The organism is Enterobacter sp. MEB024, assembly GCF_030209635.1.
Classification (GTDB): Bacteria; Pseudomonadota; Gammaproteobacteria; order Enterobacterales; family Enterobacteriaceae; genus Enterobacter; species Enterobacter ludwigii.
In genome coordinates, this window is sequence record NZ_JARVRQ010000013.1 from 103,966 (window position 1) to 123,247 (window position 19,282).

At 56.6% G+C, this 19,282-nt stretch carries 17 protein-coding genes; 14 read left to right on the plus strand and 3 right to left on the minus strand.

Annotated elements, in window-relative coordinates:
* Positions 1 to 4 precede the first annotated feature (4 nt).
* From ugpB to ugpQ, 5 genes are all read left to right on the plus strand, one after another.
* A complete protein-coding gene (gene ugpB, locus QRN24_RS18895) occupies positions 5 to 1,321 on the plus strand; it encodes a sn-glycerol-3-phosphate ABC transporter substrate-binding protein UgpB (RefSeq protein WP_032679132.1) in 1,317 nt (438 codons plus the stop codon).
* Between the two features lie 73 nt (positions 1,322 to 1,394).
* The gene (gene ugpA / locus QRN24_RS18900; RefSeq protein WP_014171998.1) at positions 1,395 to 2,282 is read left to right on the plus strand and encodes a sn-glycerol-3-phosphate ABC transporter permease UgpA; all 888 of its coding nucleotides are present in this window, start codon (positions 1,395 to 1,397) and stop codon (positions 2,280 to 2,282) included.
* Positions 2,279 to 3,124 carry a sn-glycerol-3-phosphate ABC transporter permease UgpE gene (gene ugpE, locus QRN24_RS18905; RefSeq protein ID WP_014171997.1) on the plus strand — a complete coding sequence of 282 codons (846 nt, stop codon included), beginning with the start codon at positions 2,279 to 2,281 and terminating at the stop codon, positions 3,122 to 3,124. The genes ugpA and ugpE overlap by 4 nt, the downstream gene beginning before the upstream one ends.
* A 1-nt stretch (position 3,125) precedes the next feature.
* Positions 3,126 to 4,196, plus strand: coding sequence for a sn-glycerol-3-phosphate import ATP-binding protein UgpC (locus QRN24_RS18910; RefSeq protein WP_020884551.1), 1,071 nt, complete (start codon positions 3,126 to 3,128; stop codon positions 4,194 to 4,196).
* On the plus strand, positions 4,193 to 4,942 hold the full coding sequence (ugpQ, locus tag QRN24_RS18915; RefSeq protein ID WP_284942965.1) for a glycerophosphodiester phosphodiesterase: 750 nt from the start codon (positions 4,193 to 4,195) through the stop codon (positions 4,940 to 4,942). The genes QRN24_RS18910 and ugpQ overlap by 4 nt, the downstream gene beginning before the upstream one ends.
* On the opposite strand, the gene QRN24_RS18920 is transcribed toward ugpQ, so the two are convergent.
* Positions 4,923 to 5,309, minus strand: coding sequence for a DUF2756 family protein (locus QRN24_RS18920; protein WP_020884553.1), 387 nt, complete (start codon positions 5,307 to 5,309; stop codon positions 4,923 to 4,925). The two genes, ugpQ and QRN24_RS18920, sit on opposite strands and share 20 nt — an antisense overlap.
* A 126-nt stretch (positions 5,310 to 5,435) precedes the next feature.
* On the opposite strand from QRN24_RS18920, the gene ggt reads away from it, so the two are divergent.
* Positions 5,436 to 7,178 carry a gamma-glutamyltransferase gene (gene ggt / locus QRN24_RS18925; protein WP_025202845.1) on the plus strand — a complete coding sequence of 581 codons (1,743 nt, stop codon included), beginning with the start codon at positions 5,436 to 5,438 and terminating at the stop codon, positions 7,176 to 7,178.
* 39 nt (positions 7,179 to 7,217) lie between these two features.
* On the opposite strand, the gene yhhY is transcribed toward ggt, so the two are convergent.
* Positions 7,218 to 7,706, minus strand: a complete 489-nt coding sequence (gene yhhY, locus QRN24_RS18930; RefSeq protein ID WP_014171992.1) for an N-acetyltransferase — start codon at positions 7,704 to 7,706, stop codon at positions 7,218 to 7,220.
* 308 nt (positions 7,707 to 8,014) lie between these two features.
* On the opposite strand from yhhY, the gene QRN24_RS18935 reads away from it, so the two are divergent.
* The 5 genes from QRN24_RS18935 (at position 8,015) to gntU (ending at position 12,964) form a co-directional block, all read left to right on the plus strand.
* Complete coding sequence (locus QRN24_RS18935) at positions 8,015 to 9,052, plus strand: oxidoreductase (protein WP_284942966.1); 1,038 nt, start codon at positions 8,015 to 8,017, stop codon at positions 9,050 to 9,052.
* Positions 9,053 to 9,174: 122 nt separating this feature from the next.
* Complete coding sequence (locus QRN24_RS18940; protein WP_014171990.1) at positions 9,175 to 9,870, plus strand: pirin family protein; 696 nt, start codon at positions 9,175 to 9,177, stop codon at positions 9,868 to 9,870.
* Between the two features lie 100 nt (positions 9,871 to 9,970).
* Positions 9,971 to 10,966, plus strand: a complete 996-nt coding sequence (gntR, locus tag QRN24_RS18945) for a gluconate operon transcriptional repressor GntR (protein ID WP_014171989.1) — start codon at positions 9,971 to 9,973, stop codon at positions 10,964 to 10,966.
* Between the two features lie 126 nt (positions 10,967 to 11,092).
* On the plus strand, positions 11,093 to 11,620 hold the full coding sequence (gene gntK / locus QRN24_RS18950; protein ID WP_032679128.1) for a gluconokinase: 528 nt from the start codon (positions 11,093 to 11,095) through the stop codon (positions 11,618 to 11,620).
* Positions 11,621 to 11,623: 3 nt separating this feature from the next.
* Complete coding sequence (gene gntU / locus QRN24_RS18955) at positions 11,624 to 12,964, plus strand: gluconate transporter (protein WP_014171987.1); 1,341 nt, start codon at positions 11,624 to 11,626, stop codon at positions 12,962 to 12,964.
* 50 nt (positions 12,965 to 13,014) lie between these two features.
* Here the strand turns inward: gntU and yhgN are convergent, their stop codons facing one another.
* On the minus strand, positions 13,015 to 13,608 hold the full coding sequence (gene yhgN / locus QRN24_RS18960) for an NAAT family transporter YhgN (RefSeq protein ID WP_003861574.1): 594 nt from the start codon (positions 13,606 to 13,608) through the stop codon (positions 13,015 to 13,017).
* 177 nt (positions 13,609 to 13,785) lie between these two features.
* Here yhgN and asd point away from each other — a divergent pair, with 177 nt between their 5' ends.
* The 3 genes from asd (at position 13,786) to glgX (ending at position 19,277) form a co-directional block, all read left to right on the plus strand.
* Positions 13,786 to 14,889, plus strand: coding sequence for an aspartate-semialdehyde dehydrogenase (asd, locus tag QRN24_RS18965; RefSeq protein ID WP_014171986.1), 1,104 nt, complete (start codon positions 13,786 to 13,788; stop codon positions 14,887 to 14,889).
* 231 nt (positions 14,890 to 15,120) lie between these two features.
* Positions 15,121 to 17,307, plus strand: a complete 2,187-nt coding sequence (gene glgB, locus QRN24_RS18970) for a 1,4-alpha-glucan branching enzyme (protein WP_020884557.1) — start codon at positions 15,121 to 15,123, stop codon at positions 17,305 to 17,307.
* Positions 17,304 to 19,277 carry a glycogen debranching protein GlgX gene (gene glgX / locus QRN24_RS18975; protein ID WP_049022897.1) on the plus strand — a complete coding sequence of 658 codons (1,974 nt, stop codon included), beginning with the start codon at positions 17,304 to 17,306 and terminating at the stop codon, positions 19,275 to 19,277. The genes glgB and glgX overlap by 4 nt, the downstream gene beginning before the upstream one ends.
* Positions 19,278 to 19,282: the final 5 nt, after the last annotated feature.

A 19,282-nucleotide genomic window follows, 5' to 3' on the forward strand; every position in this document is an offset into this window, starting at 1 on the left:
GACAATGACATCGTTACGACACACAGCTTTGGGTCTGGCAATGGGGCTGACTTTTGCGGCGAACGCAATGGCTGTCACCACCATTCCGTTCTGGCATTCCATGGAAGGGGAGTTGGGTAAAGAAGTTGACTCCCTGGCGCAGCGTTTCAACGACACCCATCCGGATTACAAAATTGTGCCGGTGTACAAAGGTAACTACGAGCAGAGCCTGAGCGCGGGCATTGCCGCTTTCCGTACCGGTAATGCACCTGCGCTGCTTCAGGTTTACGAAGTCGGTACTGCGACCATGATGGCCTCTAAAGCCATTAAACCGGTCTACGAAGTGTTTAAAGACGCAGGTATCAACTTCGACGAATCGCAGTTCGTGCCGACCGTGGCGGGTTACTACACCGATTCCAAAACCGGTCATCTGTTGTCTCAGCCGTTTAACAGCTCCACGCCGGTGCTGTACTACAACAAAGACGCCTTCAAGAAAGCCGGTTTAGATCCGGAACAACCGCCAAAAACCTGGCAGGACCTGGCGGCGTACACCGCTAAGCTGAAAGCGGCGGGGATGAAGTGCGGCTACGCCAGCGGCTGGCAGGGCTGGATCCAGATTGAAAACTTCAGCGCCTGGCACGGCCTGCCGGTGGCCACCAAAAACAACGGCTTCGACGGCACCGACGCGGTACTGGAGTTCAACAAGCCAGAGCAGGTGAAGCACATCGCTCTGCTCGCCGATCTCAACAAGAAGGGCGATTTCAGCTACTTCGGGCGTAAAGACGAATCCACCGAGAAGTTCTACAACGGTGACTGTGCGATTACGACCGCCTCTTCCGGCTCTCTGGCGGATATCCGTCATTACGCAAAATTCAACTACGGCGTAGGCATGATGCCTTACGATGCTGACGTGAAAGGCGCACCGCAGAACGCCATCATCGGTGGGGCGAGCCTGTGGGTCATGCAGGGCAAAGACAAGGGCACCTACAAGGGCGTGGCCGAGTTCCTCGACTTCCTGGCGAAGCCAGAGAATGCCGCCGAATGGCATCAGAAAACCGGCTACCTGCCTATCACCACGGCCGCGTATGACCTGACCCGCGAGCAGGGCTTCTACAGCAAAAACCCGGGCGCGGATATCGCGACGCGTCAGATGCTCAACAAGCCGCCATTGCCGTTCACCAAAGGCCTGCGTCTGGGGAACATGCCGCAGATCCGTACCATCGTAGATGAAGAGCTGGAAAGCGTGTGGACCGGGAAGAAAACCCCACAGCAGGCGCTGGATTCTGCGGTAGAGCGCGGTAATCAGCTGCTGCGCCGCTTTGAGCAATCAACAAAGTCTTAATCATTTTACCCTCATCCTGTCCCTCGCCCTGCGGGAAGGGCTGGGGTGAGGGCTACCTACGCTGAGCTAAACTATGTCCTCATCCCGTCCGGTGTTCCGTTCGCGCTGGCTGCCGTATTTGCTGGTCGCGCCGCAGCTGGTCATCACCGTTATCTTCTTTATCTGGCCTGCGGGCGAGGCGCTCTGGTACTCGGTACAAAGCGTCGATCCGTTTGGGCTTTCCAGCCAGTTTGTCGGGCTGGATAACTTTACCGCACTGTTCCATGACAGCTATTACCTCGACGCCTTCTGGACGACCATGAAGTTCAGCGCGCTGGTCACTGTCAGCGGTCTTGTCGCATCGCTCTTTTTCGCGGCGCTGGTGGATTACGTGGTGCGCGGCAGCCGTCTGTATCAGACGCTGATGCTGCTACCTTACGCCGTGGCGCCTGCCGTCGCCGCCGTGCTGTGGATCTTCCTGTTTAATCCAGGGCGCGGGCTGATTACCCATTTCCTGGCGGAGTTCGGCTACGACTGGAACCACGCCCAGAACAGCGGTCAGGCGATGTTCCTGGTGGTCTTCGCGTCGGTGTGGAAACAGATCAGCTACAACTTCCTGTTCTTCTTTGCTGCGCTGCAGTCTATTCCGCGCTCGCTGGTTGAAGCCGCGGCGATTGATGGTGCAGGGCCGGTCCGTCGTTTCTTTAGGCTGTCGCTGCCGCTGATTGCCCCAGTGAGTTTCTTCCTGCTGGTGGTCAACCTGGTTTACGCCTTCTTCGACACCTTCCCGGTGATCGACGCCGCTACGGCCGGTGGCCCGGTACAGGCCACGACGACGCTTATCTATAAGATCTATCGCGAAGGCTTTGCCGGTCTGGATCTCTCGGCATCCGCCGCCCAGTCGGTCGTGCTGATGTTCCTCGTCATCCTTCTCACGGTAGTGCAGTTCCGTTATGTCGAAAGTAAGGTGCGCTACCAATGATCGAGAACCGTCGCGGGCTGACGATGTTCAGCCACACCATGCTGATTTTGGGCATCATCGTTATTCTGTTCCCGCTGTACGTGGCCTTCGTTGCCGCCACGCTGGACACCAAAGCGGTGTTTGATACGCCGATGACGTTGATCCCAGGCGGGCATCTTTTCGAAAACATGAAAACCATCTGGACCCAGGGCGTGGGCGCTAACAGCGCGCCATTCTGGCTGATGATGCTGAACAGCTTCATCATGGCGTTCGGTATTACGGTGGGCAAAATCACGGTGTCGATGCTCTCGGCTTTCGCCATCGTCTGGTTCCGCTTTCCCCTGCGTAACCTGTTCTTCTGGATGATCTTCATCACCCTGATGCTGCCGGTAGAAGTGCGTATCTTCCCGACGGTGGAAGTGATCGCCAACCTGAAGATGCTGGACAGCTACGCAGGTTTAACCCTGCCGCTGATGGCCTCGGCCACCGCCACCTTCCTGTTCCGCCAGTTCTTTATGACCCTGCCGGACGAGCTAATTGAGGCCGCGCGTATTGACGGAGCCTCGCCGATGCGCTTCTTCCGTGACATCGTGCTGCCGCTGTCGAAAACCAACCTTGCGGCGCTGTTTGTCATCACCTTTATCTACGGCTGGAACCAGTATCTGTGGCCGCTGCTGATTATTCAGGACGTCAATCTTGGCACCGCCGTGGCGGGCATCAAAGGCATGATCGCCACCGGTGAAGGTACCACGCTCTGGAACCAGGTGATGGCGGCGATGCTGCTCACCCTTATCCCCCCGGTCGTTATCGTTTTAGCCATGCAACGTGCGTTCGTGCGTGGTTTAGTGGACAGTGAGAAATAAGATGGCAGGTTTAAAATTACAGGCAGTGACCAAAAGCTGGGACAACAAAACCCAGGTCATTCAGCCGTTAACGCTCGACGTGGCGGACGGGGAATTTATCGTGATGGTTGGCCCGTCAGGCTGCGGAAAATCGACGCTGCTGCGCATGGTTGCCGGGCTTGAACGTGTGACCAGCGGCGATATCTGGATCGATCGCCAGCGCGTGACCGAGATGGAGCCGAAGGACCGGGGCATCGCGATGGTGTTTCAGAACTACGCCCTTTATCCGCACATGAGCGTGGAAGAGAACATGGCATGGGGGCTGAAAATCCGCGGGATGGGCAAAAGCCATATCGATGAGCGCGTGAAAGAGGCAGCGCGTATTCTGGAGCTGGATGGCCTGCTCAAGCGACGTCCGCGTGAACTGTCCGGCGGACAGCGCCAGCGTGTGGCGATGGGGCGCGCCATTGTGCGTGACCCCGCGGTATTTCTGTTCGATGAGCCGCTCTCAAACCTTGATGCCAAGCTGCGCGTGCAGATGCGCCTTGAGCTGCAGCAGCTGCACCGTCGTCTGAAAACCACCTCCCTGTATGTGACGCACGATCAGGTGGAAGCGATGACCCTCGCCCAGCGCGTGATGGTGATGAACAAAGGCGTCGCCGAGCAGATTGGCACCCCGGTAGAGGTATACGAGAAACCGGCCTCCCGCTTTGTGGCGAGCTTTATTGGCAGCCCGGCGATGAACCTGCTGGAAGGGCGGATCAGCAGCGCCGGTACGCACTTTGAGCTGGAAAGTGGGATGGCGCTGCCCGTAAACGGGTACTATCGTGGCTATGCCGGGCGTAAGATGACGCTCGGTATCCGCCCGGAACATATTGGGTTAACCTCACAGGCGGAAGGCGGCGTGCCGCTGGTGATGGACACGCTGGAGATGCTGGGGGCTGACAACCTGGCGCACGGACGTTGGGGTGAACAAAAAATGGTGGTGCGTCTGGCCCATCAGGAGCGCCCTAAAGCAGGCAGCACGCTGTGGCTGCATCTGCCGGAAAATCACCTGCACGTATTCGACGGTGAAACAGGACAACGTATATGAGTAACTGGCCTTATCCCCACATCGTCGCCCACCGGGGCGGCGGTAAACTGGCACCGGAAAACACGCTGGCGGCTATCGATATGGGCGCGCATTACGGTCACACGATGATCGAGTTCGACGCCAAGCTATCGAAAGACGGCGAGATTTTCCTTCTGCATGATGACAACCTCGAACGCACCAGCAATGGCTGGGGCGTGGCGGGAGATCTGCCGTGGCGCGATCTGCTGAACGTCGACGCCGGAAGCTGGTACAGCAGCGAGTTCAAAGGCGAGCCGCTGCCGCTGCTGGCGGAAGTGGCCGACCGCTGTCGTCTGCACGGCATGATGGCCAATATCGAAATCAAACCAACCACCGGCACCGGGCCACTCACAGGTAAAGTCATTGCGCTGGCCGCGCGTGAGCTGTGGGAGGGCATGACGCCACCCCTGCTGTCGTCGTTTGACATTGATGCCCTGGAGGCGGCGCAGGCGTCCGTCCCGGCGTTGCCGCGCGGACTGCTGCTCGACACGTGGCGTGATGACTGGCGTGAGCTGACCAGCCGTTTAGGGTGTGTGTCGATTCACCTGAACCACACGCTACTGGATGAGGCGCGGGTGAACATGTTGAAAGCGGCGGGGCTGCATATCCTGGTCTATACCGTCAACAAACCCCAGCGCGCGGCGGAGCTGCTGCGCTGGGGGGTGGACAGTATCTGTACCGATGCGATTGACGTAATCGGCCCGGACTTTAGTTCTGCGAAGAATTAAGCATCCCGCCATTCGACGGTGACTGGGACGGCAGCATATGCTGCTGTCCGCTGCCCGACGAGGTCATCCCGCCCAGCATTCCGCCGTTCGGGTTAGGCAGCGGCTGCTCACGCACCTGACCCTGCTGTATGCGCTGGGTGTTGGTGTTCATCTGGTTTTGCAGGCTTTGCTGCTGCATCTGGGTCTGCGTTTTCAACTGCTGGTTCAGCATCCCTTTCTGCTGTTGCTGCTGGCTCATCATCTCCGTTTGCATACGCTGCTGGCTTGGAATGACGTAGCCCTGCTGGTTCGGGTTGTTCATCGTATTGAGTGGCTGTGCGAGCGCGGCAAACGGAAGCAGCGCCGTAAGAATCAGTAAGCGTTTCATTGTCATCTCCTTCTTTTGAGGCTTCTCTTAAGTTTACCCTGATTTCACCATGACGATGATTTTTTAGGAGTTGTGAACCAGGCTTAAGCGGGGAATATGGCCCTCTTCACCTGGAGAACAATAATGATGAAACCAACGTTTTTGCGCTGGATAGCGATCGCCGCGCTGATGGCAGGCGGCACATTTAGCGTGGCGGCCAACCCGCCAGCGGCTCCGCCAGTCTCGTACGGCGTGGAGGAAGATGTTTTTCATCCCGTGCGGGCAACGCAGGGTATGGTGGCGTCGGTGGATGCGCTGGCAACGAAAGTGGGCGTCGATATTCTCCGGCAGGGCGGTAATGCGGTGGATGCGGCAGTCGCGGTGGGCTATGCGCTGGCGGTGACGCATCCGCAGGCGGGGAACCTGGGCGGCGGCGGCTTTATGATGCTGCGGACCAAAGACGGCAAAACCACCGCCATCGACTTCCGTGAGATGGCCCCCGGACAGGCTTCCCGCGATATGTTCCTTGACGATCAAGGCAACCCGGACAGCAAAAAATCCCTGACCTCGCATCTCGCCTCCGGTACGCCGGGCACCGTCGCAGGCTTCTCCCTGGCGCTGGAAAAATATGGCACCCTGCCGCTCAACAAAGTGGTACAGCCTGCGATTAAGCTCGCCCGTGAAGGTTTTGTGGTGAATGACGCCCTGGCTGACGATCTTAAAACCTATGGCAGCGAAGTGATTCCGAATCACGAAAACAGCAAGGCTATCTTCTGGAAAGACGGTGAACCGCTGAAGAAGGGCGATAAGCTGGTGCAGAAGAACCTGGCGAAAAGTCTGGAGCTGATTGCGGAGCACGGCCCGGATGCGTTCTACAAAGGGGCGATTGCCGACCAGATTGCCGAAGAGATGCAAAAAAACGGTGGGCTTATCACCAAAGCGGATCTCGCGGAGTACAAGGCCGTCGAGCGTGAGCCGATTCACGGAAGCTATCGCGGCTATGACGTTTTCTCGATGCCACCTCCGTCTTCCGGTGGCATTCACATCGTGCAGATCCTTAACATTCTTGAAAACTTCGATATGCACAAGTTCGGCTTCGGCAGTGCGGATGCCATGCAGGTGATGGCAGAGGCGGAAAAACGCGCCTACGCCGACCGTTCAGAATACCTGGGCGACCCGGACTTCGTGAAGGTGCCGTGGCAGGCGCTGACCAATAAAGCCTATGCCAAATCGATTGCTGATGAGATTGACATCAACAAGGCCAAACCGTCGAGCGAGATCCGCCCGGGCAAGCTGGCACCGTATGAGAGCAACCAGACCACCCACTTCTCGGTGGTGGATAAAGACGGTAACGCGGTGGCGGTGACCTATACCCTCAACACCACCTTTGGTACAGGCATCGTGGCAGGCAACAGCGGGATTCTGCTCAATAACGAGATGGATGACTTCTCGGCCAAACCGGGCGTGCCGAACGTCTACGGGCTGGTAGGCGGGGATGCGAATGCGGTCGGGCCGAAGAAGCGTCCGCTGTCGTCCATGTCGCCTACCATCGTGGTCAAAGACGGTAAAACCTGGCTGGTGACAGGCAGCCCTGGCGGCAGCCGTATTATCACCACGGTGCTGCAGATGGTGGTGAACAGCATCGACTTTGGAATGAATGTCGCCGAAGCGACGAACGCACCGCGTTTCCACCATCAGTGGCTGCCGGACGAGCTGCGTGTTGAGAAGGGCTTTAGCCCGGACACCTTAAAACTGCTGGAGCAGCGCGGGCAGAAGGTGGCGCTGAAAGAGGCAATGGGCAGCACCCAGAGCATTATGGTCGGCCCGGACGGCACGCTGTTTGGGGCCTCGGATCCGCGTTCGGTGGATGATTTGACGGCGGGGTTCTGATTTTATTGCCCGGTAAGCGTCGCGTTACCGGGCAATTTATCACTTCAGCCGCGCCATGTAATACGCGTCCACATAGTCGCCGTTACGCAGGGCGAAGTTCCTGCCGGTCCCTTCGATTTCAAACCCAAACTTCTTATACAGCGCCAGTGCCGCTGGGTTATCCGCAAAAACCGTGAGCTCAATGCGTTCAATGCGCAACCAGTTGTCGCAGAGATTGACCATTTCGCGCATGAGCGCACGACCCACACCGCGTCCCTGTACATCAGCGGCCACGCTAATGCCGAACGTTGCAACGTGGCTGCGGCGGGGATTTTCCATCACATCGAGTGCCATATGGCCAACCACTCGCTGGTCAAGACAGGCGACGAGATGCCGTCTTCCCGGTTTCGTCGCGACCCGGTCATGCCACATATCCATTGAGGGATGGGGAAGTTGTAGCGTGTCGTGATACACCCCAGGATGCGACATAATGTCACGTAACGCTTCTGCATCGCGGGCTTCGATATGGCGTATCACAATCTCACTCATTCCTTCATCCTCAGTCAGTTAAACGTCCATTCCAACATCAGTGAGATTAAAATTTGAGTCAACTGCTAATTTTTGCAAAAAAGATTGGACAAGTGCGAATGAGAATGATTATTATTGCTCTGCGTTCAGGAAGACCCCTACGGGAACCTGAAAGCACGACATTGCTCACATTGCTTCCAGTATTACTTTAGCCAGCTTTTCGCTGGCTTTTTTTTGTCTTTTTTCGCCCGCTCCCCGTGGAAGAGGGCTGGGGTGAGGGCAAAACTTGCGCTATGGTTGCACTCAGTAACCTTAAAAAGGACTGAGCCATGACATTACATTGCGCATTTATTGGATTTGGCAAAAGCACCACGCGTTACCACCTTCCGTATGTTCTCAACCGCAAAGACAGCTGGCACGTTGCCCATATCTACCGGCGTCGCGCGAAGCCGGAAGAGCAGTCTCCCCAGTACTCCCATATTCATTTCACCTGCGATCTTGATGAGGTCCTCAACGATCCGCAGGTCAAACTGGTGATTGTCTGTACCCACGCTGACAGCCATTTCGAGTACGCAAAACGCGCGCTGGAGGCGGGCAAAAACGTGCTGGTGGAAAAGCCGTTTACCCCGACAATGGCAGAGGCGAAAACGTTGTTTGACCTGGCGAAGCGCAAAGGGCTGACCGTCACGCCGTACCAAAACCGCCGCTTTGACAGCTGCTTCCTGACGGCAAAAAAAGTGATTGAGAGCGGTAAACTGGGTGACATCGTCGAGATTGAAAGCCACTTTGATTACTACCGCCCGGTGGCCGAAACGCATCCCGGCCTGCCGCAGGATGGCTCATTCTATGGTCTGGGCGTGCATACGCTCGATCAAATCATCTCTCTGTTTGGCCGACCGGACCACATGGCGTACGACATCCGCAGCCTGCGCAACAAAGCCAATCCGGATGACACCTTCGAAGCCCAGCTGTTTTACGGCGACCTGAAAGCCATCGTCAAAACCAGCCATCTGGTGAAAATTGACTACCCGAAATTTATCGTTCACGGCACCCGAGGCTCGTTTATCAAATACGGTATTGACCAACAGGAGACCAGCCTGAAGGCCAATATTATGCCCGGTGAGCCGGGCTTTGCGGCGGATGACTCTGTGGGCGTGCTGGAGTACGTCAACGCAGAGGGAATCACCGTTAAAGAGGACGTGAAACCCGAAGCGGGTGACTATGGCCGCGTTTACGATGCGCTGTATGAGACCCTGACTAACGGTGCGCCCAATTACGTCAAGGAATCTGAAGTTATGACCAATCTCGAACTCCTTGAACGGGCCTTCGAACAGGCCTCTCCTGCCACGATAACCCTCGCCAGATAAGAAATTATGACTCCTCTTTGCTTGTTCTAAATTTTTGAACAGAGGAGTCAATTTTCACCCTCTATGATCCCAGGCCGTTTGCGTCCACACTTACTCCATCGAAACGAACTGAGGGTGAAACAATGATCTACTTACGCAAAGCAAACGAACGTGGTCACGCGAATCATGGCTGGCTGGACTCATGGCATTCATTCTCGTTTGCTGACTACTACGACCCGAACTTTATGGGCTTCTCCGCACTGCGCGTCATTAACGATGACGTGATTGATGCAGGCCAGGGCTTCGGTACCCACCCGCACAAAGACATGGAAATCCTGACGTATGTGCTGGAAGGGGCGGTTGAGCACCAGGACAGCATGGGCAACAAAGAGCAGGTTCCGGCGGGCGAGTTCCAGATTATGAGTGCGGGTACCGGGGTGCGTCACTCTGAATACAACCCAAGCAAAACGGAAAAACTGCACCTGTATCAAATCTGGATCATTCCGGAAGAAACCGGCATCACCCCGCGCTACGAACAGCGCCGCTTTGATGCTAAACAGGGCAAACAGCTGGTGCTCTCTCCGGATGCGCGTGACGGTTCGCTGAAAGTGCACCAGGATATGGAACTGTACCGCTGGGCGCTGGCAAAAGACGAACAGTCTGTCCATCAGATTGCCGCTAACCGCCGCGTCTGGATCCAGGTGGTGAAAGGCGAGGTGTCTATTAACGGCACGAAAGCCACCACGGCGGATGGTCTGGCAATCTGGGATGAGCAGGCACTGTCCGTGCATGCCGACAGTGAAAGCGAAATTCTGCTGTTTGATCTGCCACCGGTGTAATAAATCATAAATAAATGCCCATCCTTCCCTTTGACAGGGGAAGGATGGGCTTTGTCCGTGATAAACTGAGCAAATCTATCACTTACGATTTCTCAGGACGATGAAAAAGAAACGCCCCGTACTTCAGGATGTAGCCGATCGCGTCGGTGTGACCAAAATGACGGTCAGCCGGTTTTTACGTAACCCGGAACAGGTTTCCGTGGCGTTGCGTGGCAAGATTGCCGCTGCCCTCGATGAACTGGGGTATATCCCTAACCGCGCCCCCGATATTCTTTCGAATGCGACCAGCCGCGCGGTTGGCGTCCTCCTGCCTTCCTTAACCAACCAGGTTTTTGCCGAAGTGTTGCGCGGCATTGAAAGCGTGACCGATGCCTTTGGCTATCAGACCATGCTCGCTCACTATGGGTACAAGCCGGAACTGGAAGAAGAACGTCTTGAGTCCATGCTCTCCTGGAACATCGACGGCCTGATTTTAACCGAACGTACTCACACCCCCCGTACGCTAAAAATGATTGAAGTGGCAGGCATTCCGGTGGTGGAGCTGATGGACAGCCAGTCGCCGTGTCTCGATATTGCGGTGGGCTTTGATAACTTCGAAGCGGCGCGCCAGATGACGGCGGCCATCATTGCCCGCGGCCATCGCCATATTGCCTACCTGGGTGCACGTCTGGATGAACGTACTATCATCAAACAGAAGGGATACGAGCAGGCAATGCTCGACGCCGGTTTAACACCGTACAGCGTGATGGTTGAGCAGTCTTCATCCTATACGTCGGGTATTGAGCTGATGCGTCAGGCACGACGCGAGTATCCGCAACTGGACGGTATTTTCTGTACCAACGATGACCTTGCGGTCGGTGCAGCGTTCGAATGCCAGCGTCTGGGGCTGAAGATCCCCGAAGATATGGCGATTGCCGGTTTCCACGGCCACGACATCGGCCAGGTGATGGAACCCCGTCTGGCGAGCGTCCTGACACCGCGTGAACGTATGGGCCGTATTGGCGCAGAACGCCTGCTGGCGCGCATACGTGGCGAGACGGTGACGCCGAAAATGTTAGATTTAGGTTTCACCTTGTCACCGGGTGGATCTATTTAAGCTGACAAATTTGAAGTGGGTCACACTTATTCACTTCGCGCACGTTTGGATATTGCTTCTCTTTTGCCCCAGCAGGACAATGTTACCGATAACTGTTACCCGTAACAATTGACTGAGGGACACCCTTTGAGCACGACTAATCATGATCACCACGTTTACGTCCTGATGGGCGTTTCCGGTAGCGGTAAATCTGCCGTGGCCAGCGAAGTGGCGCATCAACTTCATGCGGCGTTTCTTGATGGCGACTTCCTCCATCCGCGCAGCAATATCATGAAAATGGCCTCCGGCGAGCCGCTGAACGATGACGACCGCAAACCGTGGTTGCAGGCGCTGAATGACGCCGCGTTCGCGATGCAGCGTACCAACAAGATCTCCCTGATCGTCTGCTCCGCGCTGAAAAAAACCTACCGCGACCTGCTGCGTGACGGCAACCCGAACCTCTCTTTCATCTACCTGAAAGGCGATTTCGAGGTGATTGAGAGCCGTCTGAAGGCGCGTAAAGGCCACTTCTTCAAAACCCAGATGCTGGTGACGCAGTTCGAAGCGTTGCAGGAGCCGGGCGACGATGAGAAAGACGTCTTAGTGGTTGATATCGATCAGTCACTGGAGGGTGTTGTTGCCAGCACCATCGAGGTCATTAATAAAAGGCAGTAAGTTTTGAGTACATTAACGCTAGTTTTAACAGCAGTTGGTTCCGTATTGCTGCTGCTGTTTTTAGTGATGAAAGCGCGTATGCATGCTTTCGTTGCCTTAATGGTGGTGTCTATTGGTGCAGGTCTCTTTTCCGGTATGCCGCTCGATAAGATCGCAGCGACGATGGAAAAAGGGATGGGAGGCACGCTGGGTTTCCTGGCCATTGTGGTCGCGCTGGGCGCGATGTTTGGCAAGATCCTGCATGAGACGGGCGCAGTCGACCAGATTGCCGTCAAAATGCTCAAATCCTTCGGACACAGCCGTGCGCACTACGCGATTGGCCTCGCCGGTCTGATTTGTGCGCTGCCGCTGTTCTTCGAAGTGGCCGTGGTGCTGCTGATTAGCGTGGCGTTCTCGATGGCGCGCCATACCGGCACTAACCTCGTGAAGCTGGTGATTCCGCTGTTTGCGGGCGTGGCGGCTGCGGCGGCGTTCCTGCTGCCTGGGCCTGCGCCGATGCTGCTGGCTTCTCAGATGCACGCCGATTTTGGCTGGATGATCCTGATTGGCCTGTGTGCGGCAATCCCGGGAATGATTATTGCCGGCCCGCTGTGGGGCAACTTCATCAGCCGTTACGTTGAGCTTCACATTCCGGATGACGTCACCGAGCCGCACCTTGGCGAAGGCAAAATGCCGTCCTTCGGCTTCAGCCTGGCGCTGATCCTGCTGCCGCTGGTGCTGGTGGGGCTGAAAACCATCGCCGCGCGTTTCGTGCCGGTGGGGTCTACCGCGTACGAATGGTTTGAGTTTATCGGCCACCCGTTCACCGCGATCCTGGTGGCGTGTCTGGTGGCGATGTACGGCCTGGCGATGCGCCAGGGCATGCCGAAAGACAAAGTGATGGAAATCTGCGGCCATGCGCTGCAGCCTGCGGGTATCATTCTGCTGGTGATCGGTGCCGGTGGCGTGTTCAAACAGGTGCTGGTGGATTCCGGCGTGGGTCCGGCGCTGGGCGAAGCCCTGACCGGCATGGGGCTGCCCATTGCGGTGACCTGTTTCGTACTGGCTGCGGCGGTGCGTATCATCCAGGGCTCTGCGACGGTGGCATGTTTAACCGCCGTGGGTCTGGTGATGCCGGTGATTGAACAGCTTAACTACTCCGGTGCCCAGATGGCCGCGCTCTCAATCTGTATTGCGGGCGGTTCGATTGTGGTGTCACACGTCAACGACGCCGGCTTCTGGCTGTTCGGTAAATTTACCGGTGCGACCGAAGCGCAAACCCTGAAAACCTGGACGCTGATGGAAACCATCCTCGGCACGACGGGTGCCATTGTCGGGATGATTGCGTTTACGCTGCTGAGTTAAACCCGGCTAAAAGCAAAAGGACAACGTGAGTTGTCCTTTTTTGTTTTTACCTAGCCCTTCATCCACGCGCGGATCCCGTCCAGGAACATCTGCGTCGCCATCATCACCAGAATCAACCCCATCAGGCGCTCCAGCGCGTTTACGCCTTTCTCACCCAGCAGGCGCAGGAACAACGACGACTGCAGCAGAATGATAAACGTCCCGCCCCAGGCAATCAGCAAGGCAATCACCAGATGGCTCATCTGATTGGGGTACTGATGCGACAGCAGCATCAGCGTTGCCAGAATCGTCGGTCCGGCGACAAGGGGAATCGCCAGCGGCACAATAAACGGCTCTTCCCCCGCGGGCAGGCCGCTGCTGCTGCCTTCGGCACTCGGGAAAATCATCTTAATCGCTATCAGGAACAGGATAATCCCACCGGAAATCGAAACCGTTTCGGCACGCAGATTCAGGAAGGCGAGGATTTTCTCACCGGCAAACAGGAAGATGAACATCACCAGCAGCGCGATAAGCAGCTCGCGGATCATGATCGCCCGACGGCGTTTGGGTTCGGTGTGCTTCAGCACCGACATGAAGATAGGCAGGTTGCCCAGAGGATCCATTATCAGGATCAATAAAACCGCCGCGGATATGATTTCACTCATTAAAATTATCCCTGAAACTCTCTATGGTTATTATGATGATTAGCGCTATTTCTGATTGGCGAGCCATCATCGATTAATTTCGCTTGCGACTTTGGCAGCATTTTGTAATGTGAAGCATATCCCAGTTGAATACTGGTTTGCACAATCAGCACACACCCTCTGCAGGAAAAAAATGCTATGAAAAACGTTGGTTTTATCGGCTGGCGCGGTATGGTCGGCTCTGTTCTCATGCAACGCATGGTTGAAGAGCGCGATTTTGACGCCATCCGCCCGGTCTTCTTCTCCACTTCCCAGCTCGGCCAGGCTGCACCTTCTTTTGGCGGCAGCACCGGTACGTTGCAGGATGCTTTCGATCTGGAAGCGCTGAAGGCACTCGACATTATTGTCACTTGCCAGGGCGGCGATTATACCAACGAAATTTATCCAAAGCTGCGTGAAAGCGGCTGGCAGGGCTACTGGATTGATGCGGCGTCTTCACTGCGCATGAAAGACGATGCCATCATCATTCTCGACCCGGTCAACCAGGACGTCATCACCGACGGCCTGAACAACGGCGTAAAAACCTTTGTCGGCGGTAACTGCACCGTCAGCCTGATGCTGATGTCCCTCGGCGGCCTGTTCGCGCAGGACCTGGTGGAGTGGGTCTCCGTGGCGACTTACCAGGCCGCGTCCGGCGGCGGTGCGCGCCATATGCGCGAGCTGCTGACGCAGATGGGCCAGTTGCACCACAGCGTTGCGACCGAGCTGGCAAACCCGGCCTCCGCTATTCTCGATATCGAGCGTAAAGTCACCGAGCTGACCCGCAGCGGCGAGCTGCCGGTGGATAACTTTGGTGTACCGCTGGCCGGTGGTCTGATCCCGTGGATCGACAAACAGCTGGATAACGGCCAGACCCGCGAAGAGTGGAAAGGTCAGGCTGAGACCAACAAAATACTCAATACCGCGAACACCATTCCAGTTGACGGTCTGTGCGTACGTATCGGCGCGCTGCGCTGCCACAGCCAGGCCTTCACGATTAAACTGAAAAAAGATGTGTCGATTCCGACCGTGGAAGAGCTGCTGGCTGCACACAACCCGTGGGCGAAAGTGGTTCCAAACGATCGCGACATCACCATGCGTGAATTGACCCCGGCTGCCGTCACCGGCACGCTGACCACCCCGGTTGGTCGTCTGCGTAAGCTGAACATGGGGCCGGAGTTCCTTTCTGCATTCACCGTCGGCGACCAGCTTCTTTGGGGCGCAGCCGAGCCGCTGCGTCGCATGCTGCGCCAGCTGGCGTAATAATTTGTTAAACCCCGGGGGGTGATTTTCACCCCCTTTTCCGCGTACTACATGGAGTAAAACGCATATGTCTTATTTTTTATCAGGAGTCATTTAGAGCGTTGGCTATGCTTTAAGGAAGAGTTATTTCTTACCTGAGGTTAGGACGGGGCTGAGAGGATGCCCGTTCAGGTCACATTAAAGTCGTCCCAGGCGCTAAAAAAGGACGACATAAAAAACAGGATGAATACCATGTCCGATCGTGTGGATAGAGACGTGATTAATGCGCTTATTGCGGGTCATTTTGCCGACCCCTTTTCCGTACTGGGGATGCACCGTACCGAGGCCGGGCTGGAAGTCCGGGCACTGTTACCGGATGCCACAGAAGTGTGGGTTATCGAACCCAAAACCGGCCGCAAGGTCGGCAATCTGGAATGCCTCGATTCTCGTGGCTTCTTTTCGGGCGTAATGCCCCGTCGTAAAAACCCTTTTCGTTATCAGCTTGCCGTTATCTGGCATGGTCAGCAAAATCTCATCGATGATCCCTACAGTTTTGGGCCTCTTTTACAGGAGATGGACGCGTGGCTGCTGTCTGAAGGTACCCACCTGCGACCTTATGAAACGCTGGGTGCCCATGCCGATACGATGGATGGCATCACCGGCACGCGGTTTGCCGTGTGGGCGCCTAACGCCCAGCGAGTCTCCGTTGTTGGCCAGTTCAACTACTGGGATGGCCGTCGTCACCCGATGCGTCTGCGCCGCGAAAGCGGTATCTGGGAGCTGTTTATCCCCGGCGCGCACAACGGCCAGCTGTATAAATTCGAGATGATCGATGCGCACGGCAAGCTGCGTATTAAGTCCGACCCGTACGCCTTCGAAGCGCAGATGCGTCCGGAAACCGCGTCAATGATTTGCGGCCTGCCGGAGAAAGTTGTCCAGAGTGAAGAACGCAAGCAGGCCAACCGCTTTGATGCGCCAATCTCCGTCTACGAAGTGCATCTCGGTTCCTGGCGTCGCCATACCGATAACAACTTCTGGCTCAGCTACCGGGAGCTTGCTGACCAGCTGGTTCCGTACGCGAAATGGATGGGCTTTACCCACCTTGAGCTGCTGCCAATTAATGAACACCCTTTCGACGGAAGCTGGGGTTATCAGCCGACCGGGATGTATGCCCCGACGCGTCGCTTCGGCACGCGCGATGACTTCCGCTATTTTATCAATGCCGCGCACGCCGCCGGGTTAAACGTGATCCTCGACTGGGTGCCGGGCCATTTCCCGTCCGATGATTTTAGTCTTTCAGAGTTTGACGGCACTAAGCTGTACGAGCACAGCGACCCGCGCGAAGGCTATCACCAGGACTGGAACACGCTGATCTACAACTACGGTCGTCGTGAAGTGGCAAACTACCTCGTGGGCAATGCGCTGTACTGGATTGAGCGCTTTGGCATTGATGCCCTGCGCGTTGATGCCGTGGCGTCGATGATCTACCGCGACTACAGCCGCAAAGAAGGCGAGTGGATCCCGAACGAGTATGGCGGCCGTGAAAACCTAGAAGCGATTGAGTTTCTGCGCAACACCAACCGTATTATCGGCGAGCAGGTAGAAGGTGCGGTGACGATGGCGGAAGAGTCCACCGACTTCCCTGGCGTCTCCCGTCCACCGTCAACCGGCGGACTGGGGTTCTGGTACAAATGGAACCTGGGGTGGATGCACGACACGCTCGACTACATGAAGCTGGATCCCGTCTACCGCCAGTATCACCATGACAAACTCACCTTCGGGCTGCTCTACAACTACACCGAGAACTTCATGCTGCCGCTGTCGCATGACGAAGTGGTGCATGGCAAAAAATCCATTCTCGACCGCATGCCGGGCGATGCATGGCAGAAGTTCGCCAACCTGCGCGCCTACTACGGCTGGATGTTCGCCTTCCCGGGTAAAAAACTGCTGTTTATGGGCAATGAGTTCGCCCAGGGGCGCGAGTGGAACCACGACACCAGCCTCGACTGGCATCTGCTGGAAGGGGGCGACAACTGGCACCACGGCGTGCAGCGTCTGGTGCGGGACCTGAACCTGACCTACCGTCACCACAAAGCCCTGCATGAGCTTGATTTTGACCCGTACGGTTTCGAGTGGCTGGTGGTGGATGACCATGAGCGCTCGGTGTTTGTCTTTGTGCGGCGGGATAAAGCCGGCAACGAAATTATCGTCGCCAGCAACTTTACCCCTGTACCGCGCCATCATTACCGCTTCGGGATTAACCAGGCCGGCAAGTGGCGTGAAATCCTGAATACCGATTCCACGCACTACCACGGCAGCAATGCCGGTAACGGTGGTCTGGTGCAAAGCGATGCCATTGAAAGCCACGGGCGACCAAATTCCCTGAGCCTTACGCTACCGCCGCTCAGCACCATCTGGCTGATCCGGGAGGGGGAATGACCCAGCTTACGGCAGGTAAACCCGAACCGCTCGGGGCACGTTTTGATGGAAAGGGGGTGAATTTCACGCTCTTTTCTGCCCATGCGGAGCGGGTTGAACTGTGCGTATTTGACGGCGAGGGTAATGAACATCGTTACGACCTGCCGTCTCGCACAGGAGATACCTGGCACGGCTATCTGGCCGGGGGACGGCCAGGAATGCACTACGGCTATCGCGTACACGGCCCGTGGGCACCTGCGCAGGGGCACTGGTTTAACCCGGCGAAGCTGCTGATCGATCCGTGTGCGCACCGCGTGGATGGCGAGTTTAAAGACGACCCTATTTTCCATGTCGGCTACGGTGAACCCGACCACCGCGACAGCGCCCCCGTGGCGCCTAAAAGCGTGGTGGTGAACGATCTCTACGACTGGGAAGACGATGCCCCACCGCGCACGCCGTGGGGCAACACCGTTATCTACGAGGCGCATGTTAAAGGGCTGACGTATCTGCATCCGTCAATCCCGAAAGAGATGCGCGGCACCTACAAGGCGCTCGGTCATCCGACCATGATTGCCTACCTCAAGCACCTCGGGATCACGGCCCTGGAGCTGTTGCCCGTCGCGCATTTTGCCAGTGAACCTCGTCTGCAGCGGCTGGGGCTCAGTAACTACTGGGGCTACAACCCACTGGCGATGTTTGCGCTCGAACCCCGCTATGCCGCTCATCCGGACAAGGCGCGGGACGAGTTTCGTGATGCGGTAAAGGCGCTTCATGCGGCAGGCATTGAGGTCATTCTGGACGTGGTACTGAACCACAGTGCGGAAAGCGATCTCGATGGACCGACGCTCTCCATGCGCGGAATTGATAACCGTAGCTATTATTGGATCAGGGACGATGGCGATTACTTCAACTGGACCGGTTGCGGTAACACGCTCAATCTCAGCCACCCGGCGGTCATGCATTTCGCGTATGAATGCCTGAAGTACTGGGTGGACACGTTCCACGTCGACGGTTTTCGTTTTGATCTGGCACCCGTTATGGGGCGTACGCCGGCCTTCAGCCAGCAGGCGCCGCTGTTTGAAGCGATCAAAAACTGTCCGGTGCTGTCACAGGTGAAGCTCATTGCCGAGCCGTGGGACATCGGTGAAGGGGGTTATCAGGTCGGGAATTTCCCGCCCCTGTTTGCCGAGTGGAACGATCACTATCGCGATGCCGCGCGCCGCTTCTGGCTGGAACGGAATCTGTCGCTGGGGGAGTTCGCCGGACGCTTTGCCGGGTCCAGCGATCTTTTTAAGCGCGATGGCAAACGACCGTCTGCGACGATCAACCTGCTGACGGCGCACGACGGTTTTACGCTCCGGGACTGCGTTTGTTTCAATCAGAAACACAATGAAGCGAACGGCGAGGAGAATCGCGATGGCACTAACAATAACCATAGCTTCAATCATGGTATAGAAGGGTTAGGCGGAAGCCTTGATGTTATCGAGCGGCGACGCGCCAGCGTGCATGCGCTGCTGACAACGCTGTTATTGTCGCAGGGCACGCCGATGCTGCTGGCAGGCGATGAACATGGTCACAGTCAGCATGGTAACAACAATGCGTATTGCCAGGACAACACGTTGACCTGGCTCGACTGGGGTGAAGCGAACAGCGGGTTGATTCACTTTACCGCTGCGCTGATCCATCTTCGCCAGCAAATTCCCGCGCTCACCGCCGATCGCTGGTGGGAAGAGGGCGACGGTAATGTCCGCTGGCTGAATCAAGACGCGCAACCCTTAAGCGCGCAAGAGTGGCAACACGGCGTACCACGCCTGCAAATCCTGCTTTCGGAGAGGTGGCTGGTCACGCTGAACGCGACGGATGACGTCGCTGAGATTGTTTTACCTGGCGGGGAATGGCGCGCTGTTCCCCCATTTGCCGGAGCGGATAATCCGGTAGTAATGGCTGTCTGGCACGGGCCTGCGCACGGAGTGTGCGTATTCCAAAGATGATAAAA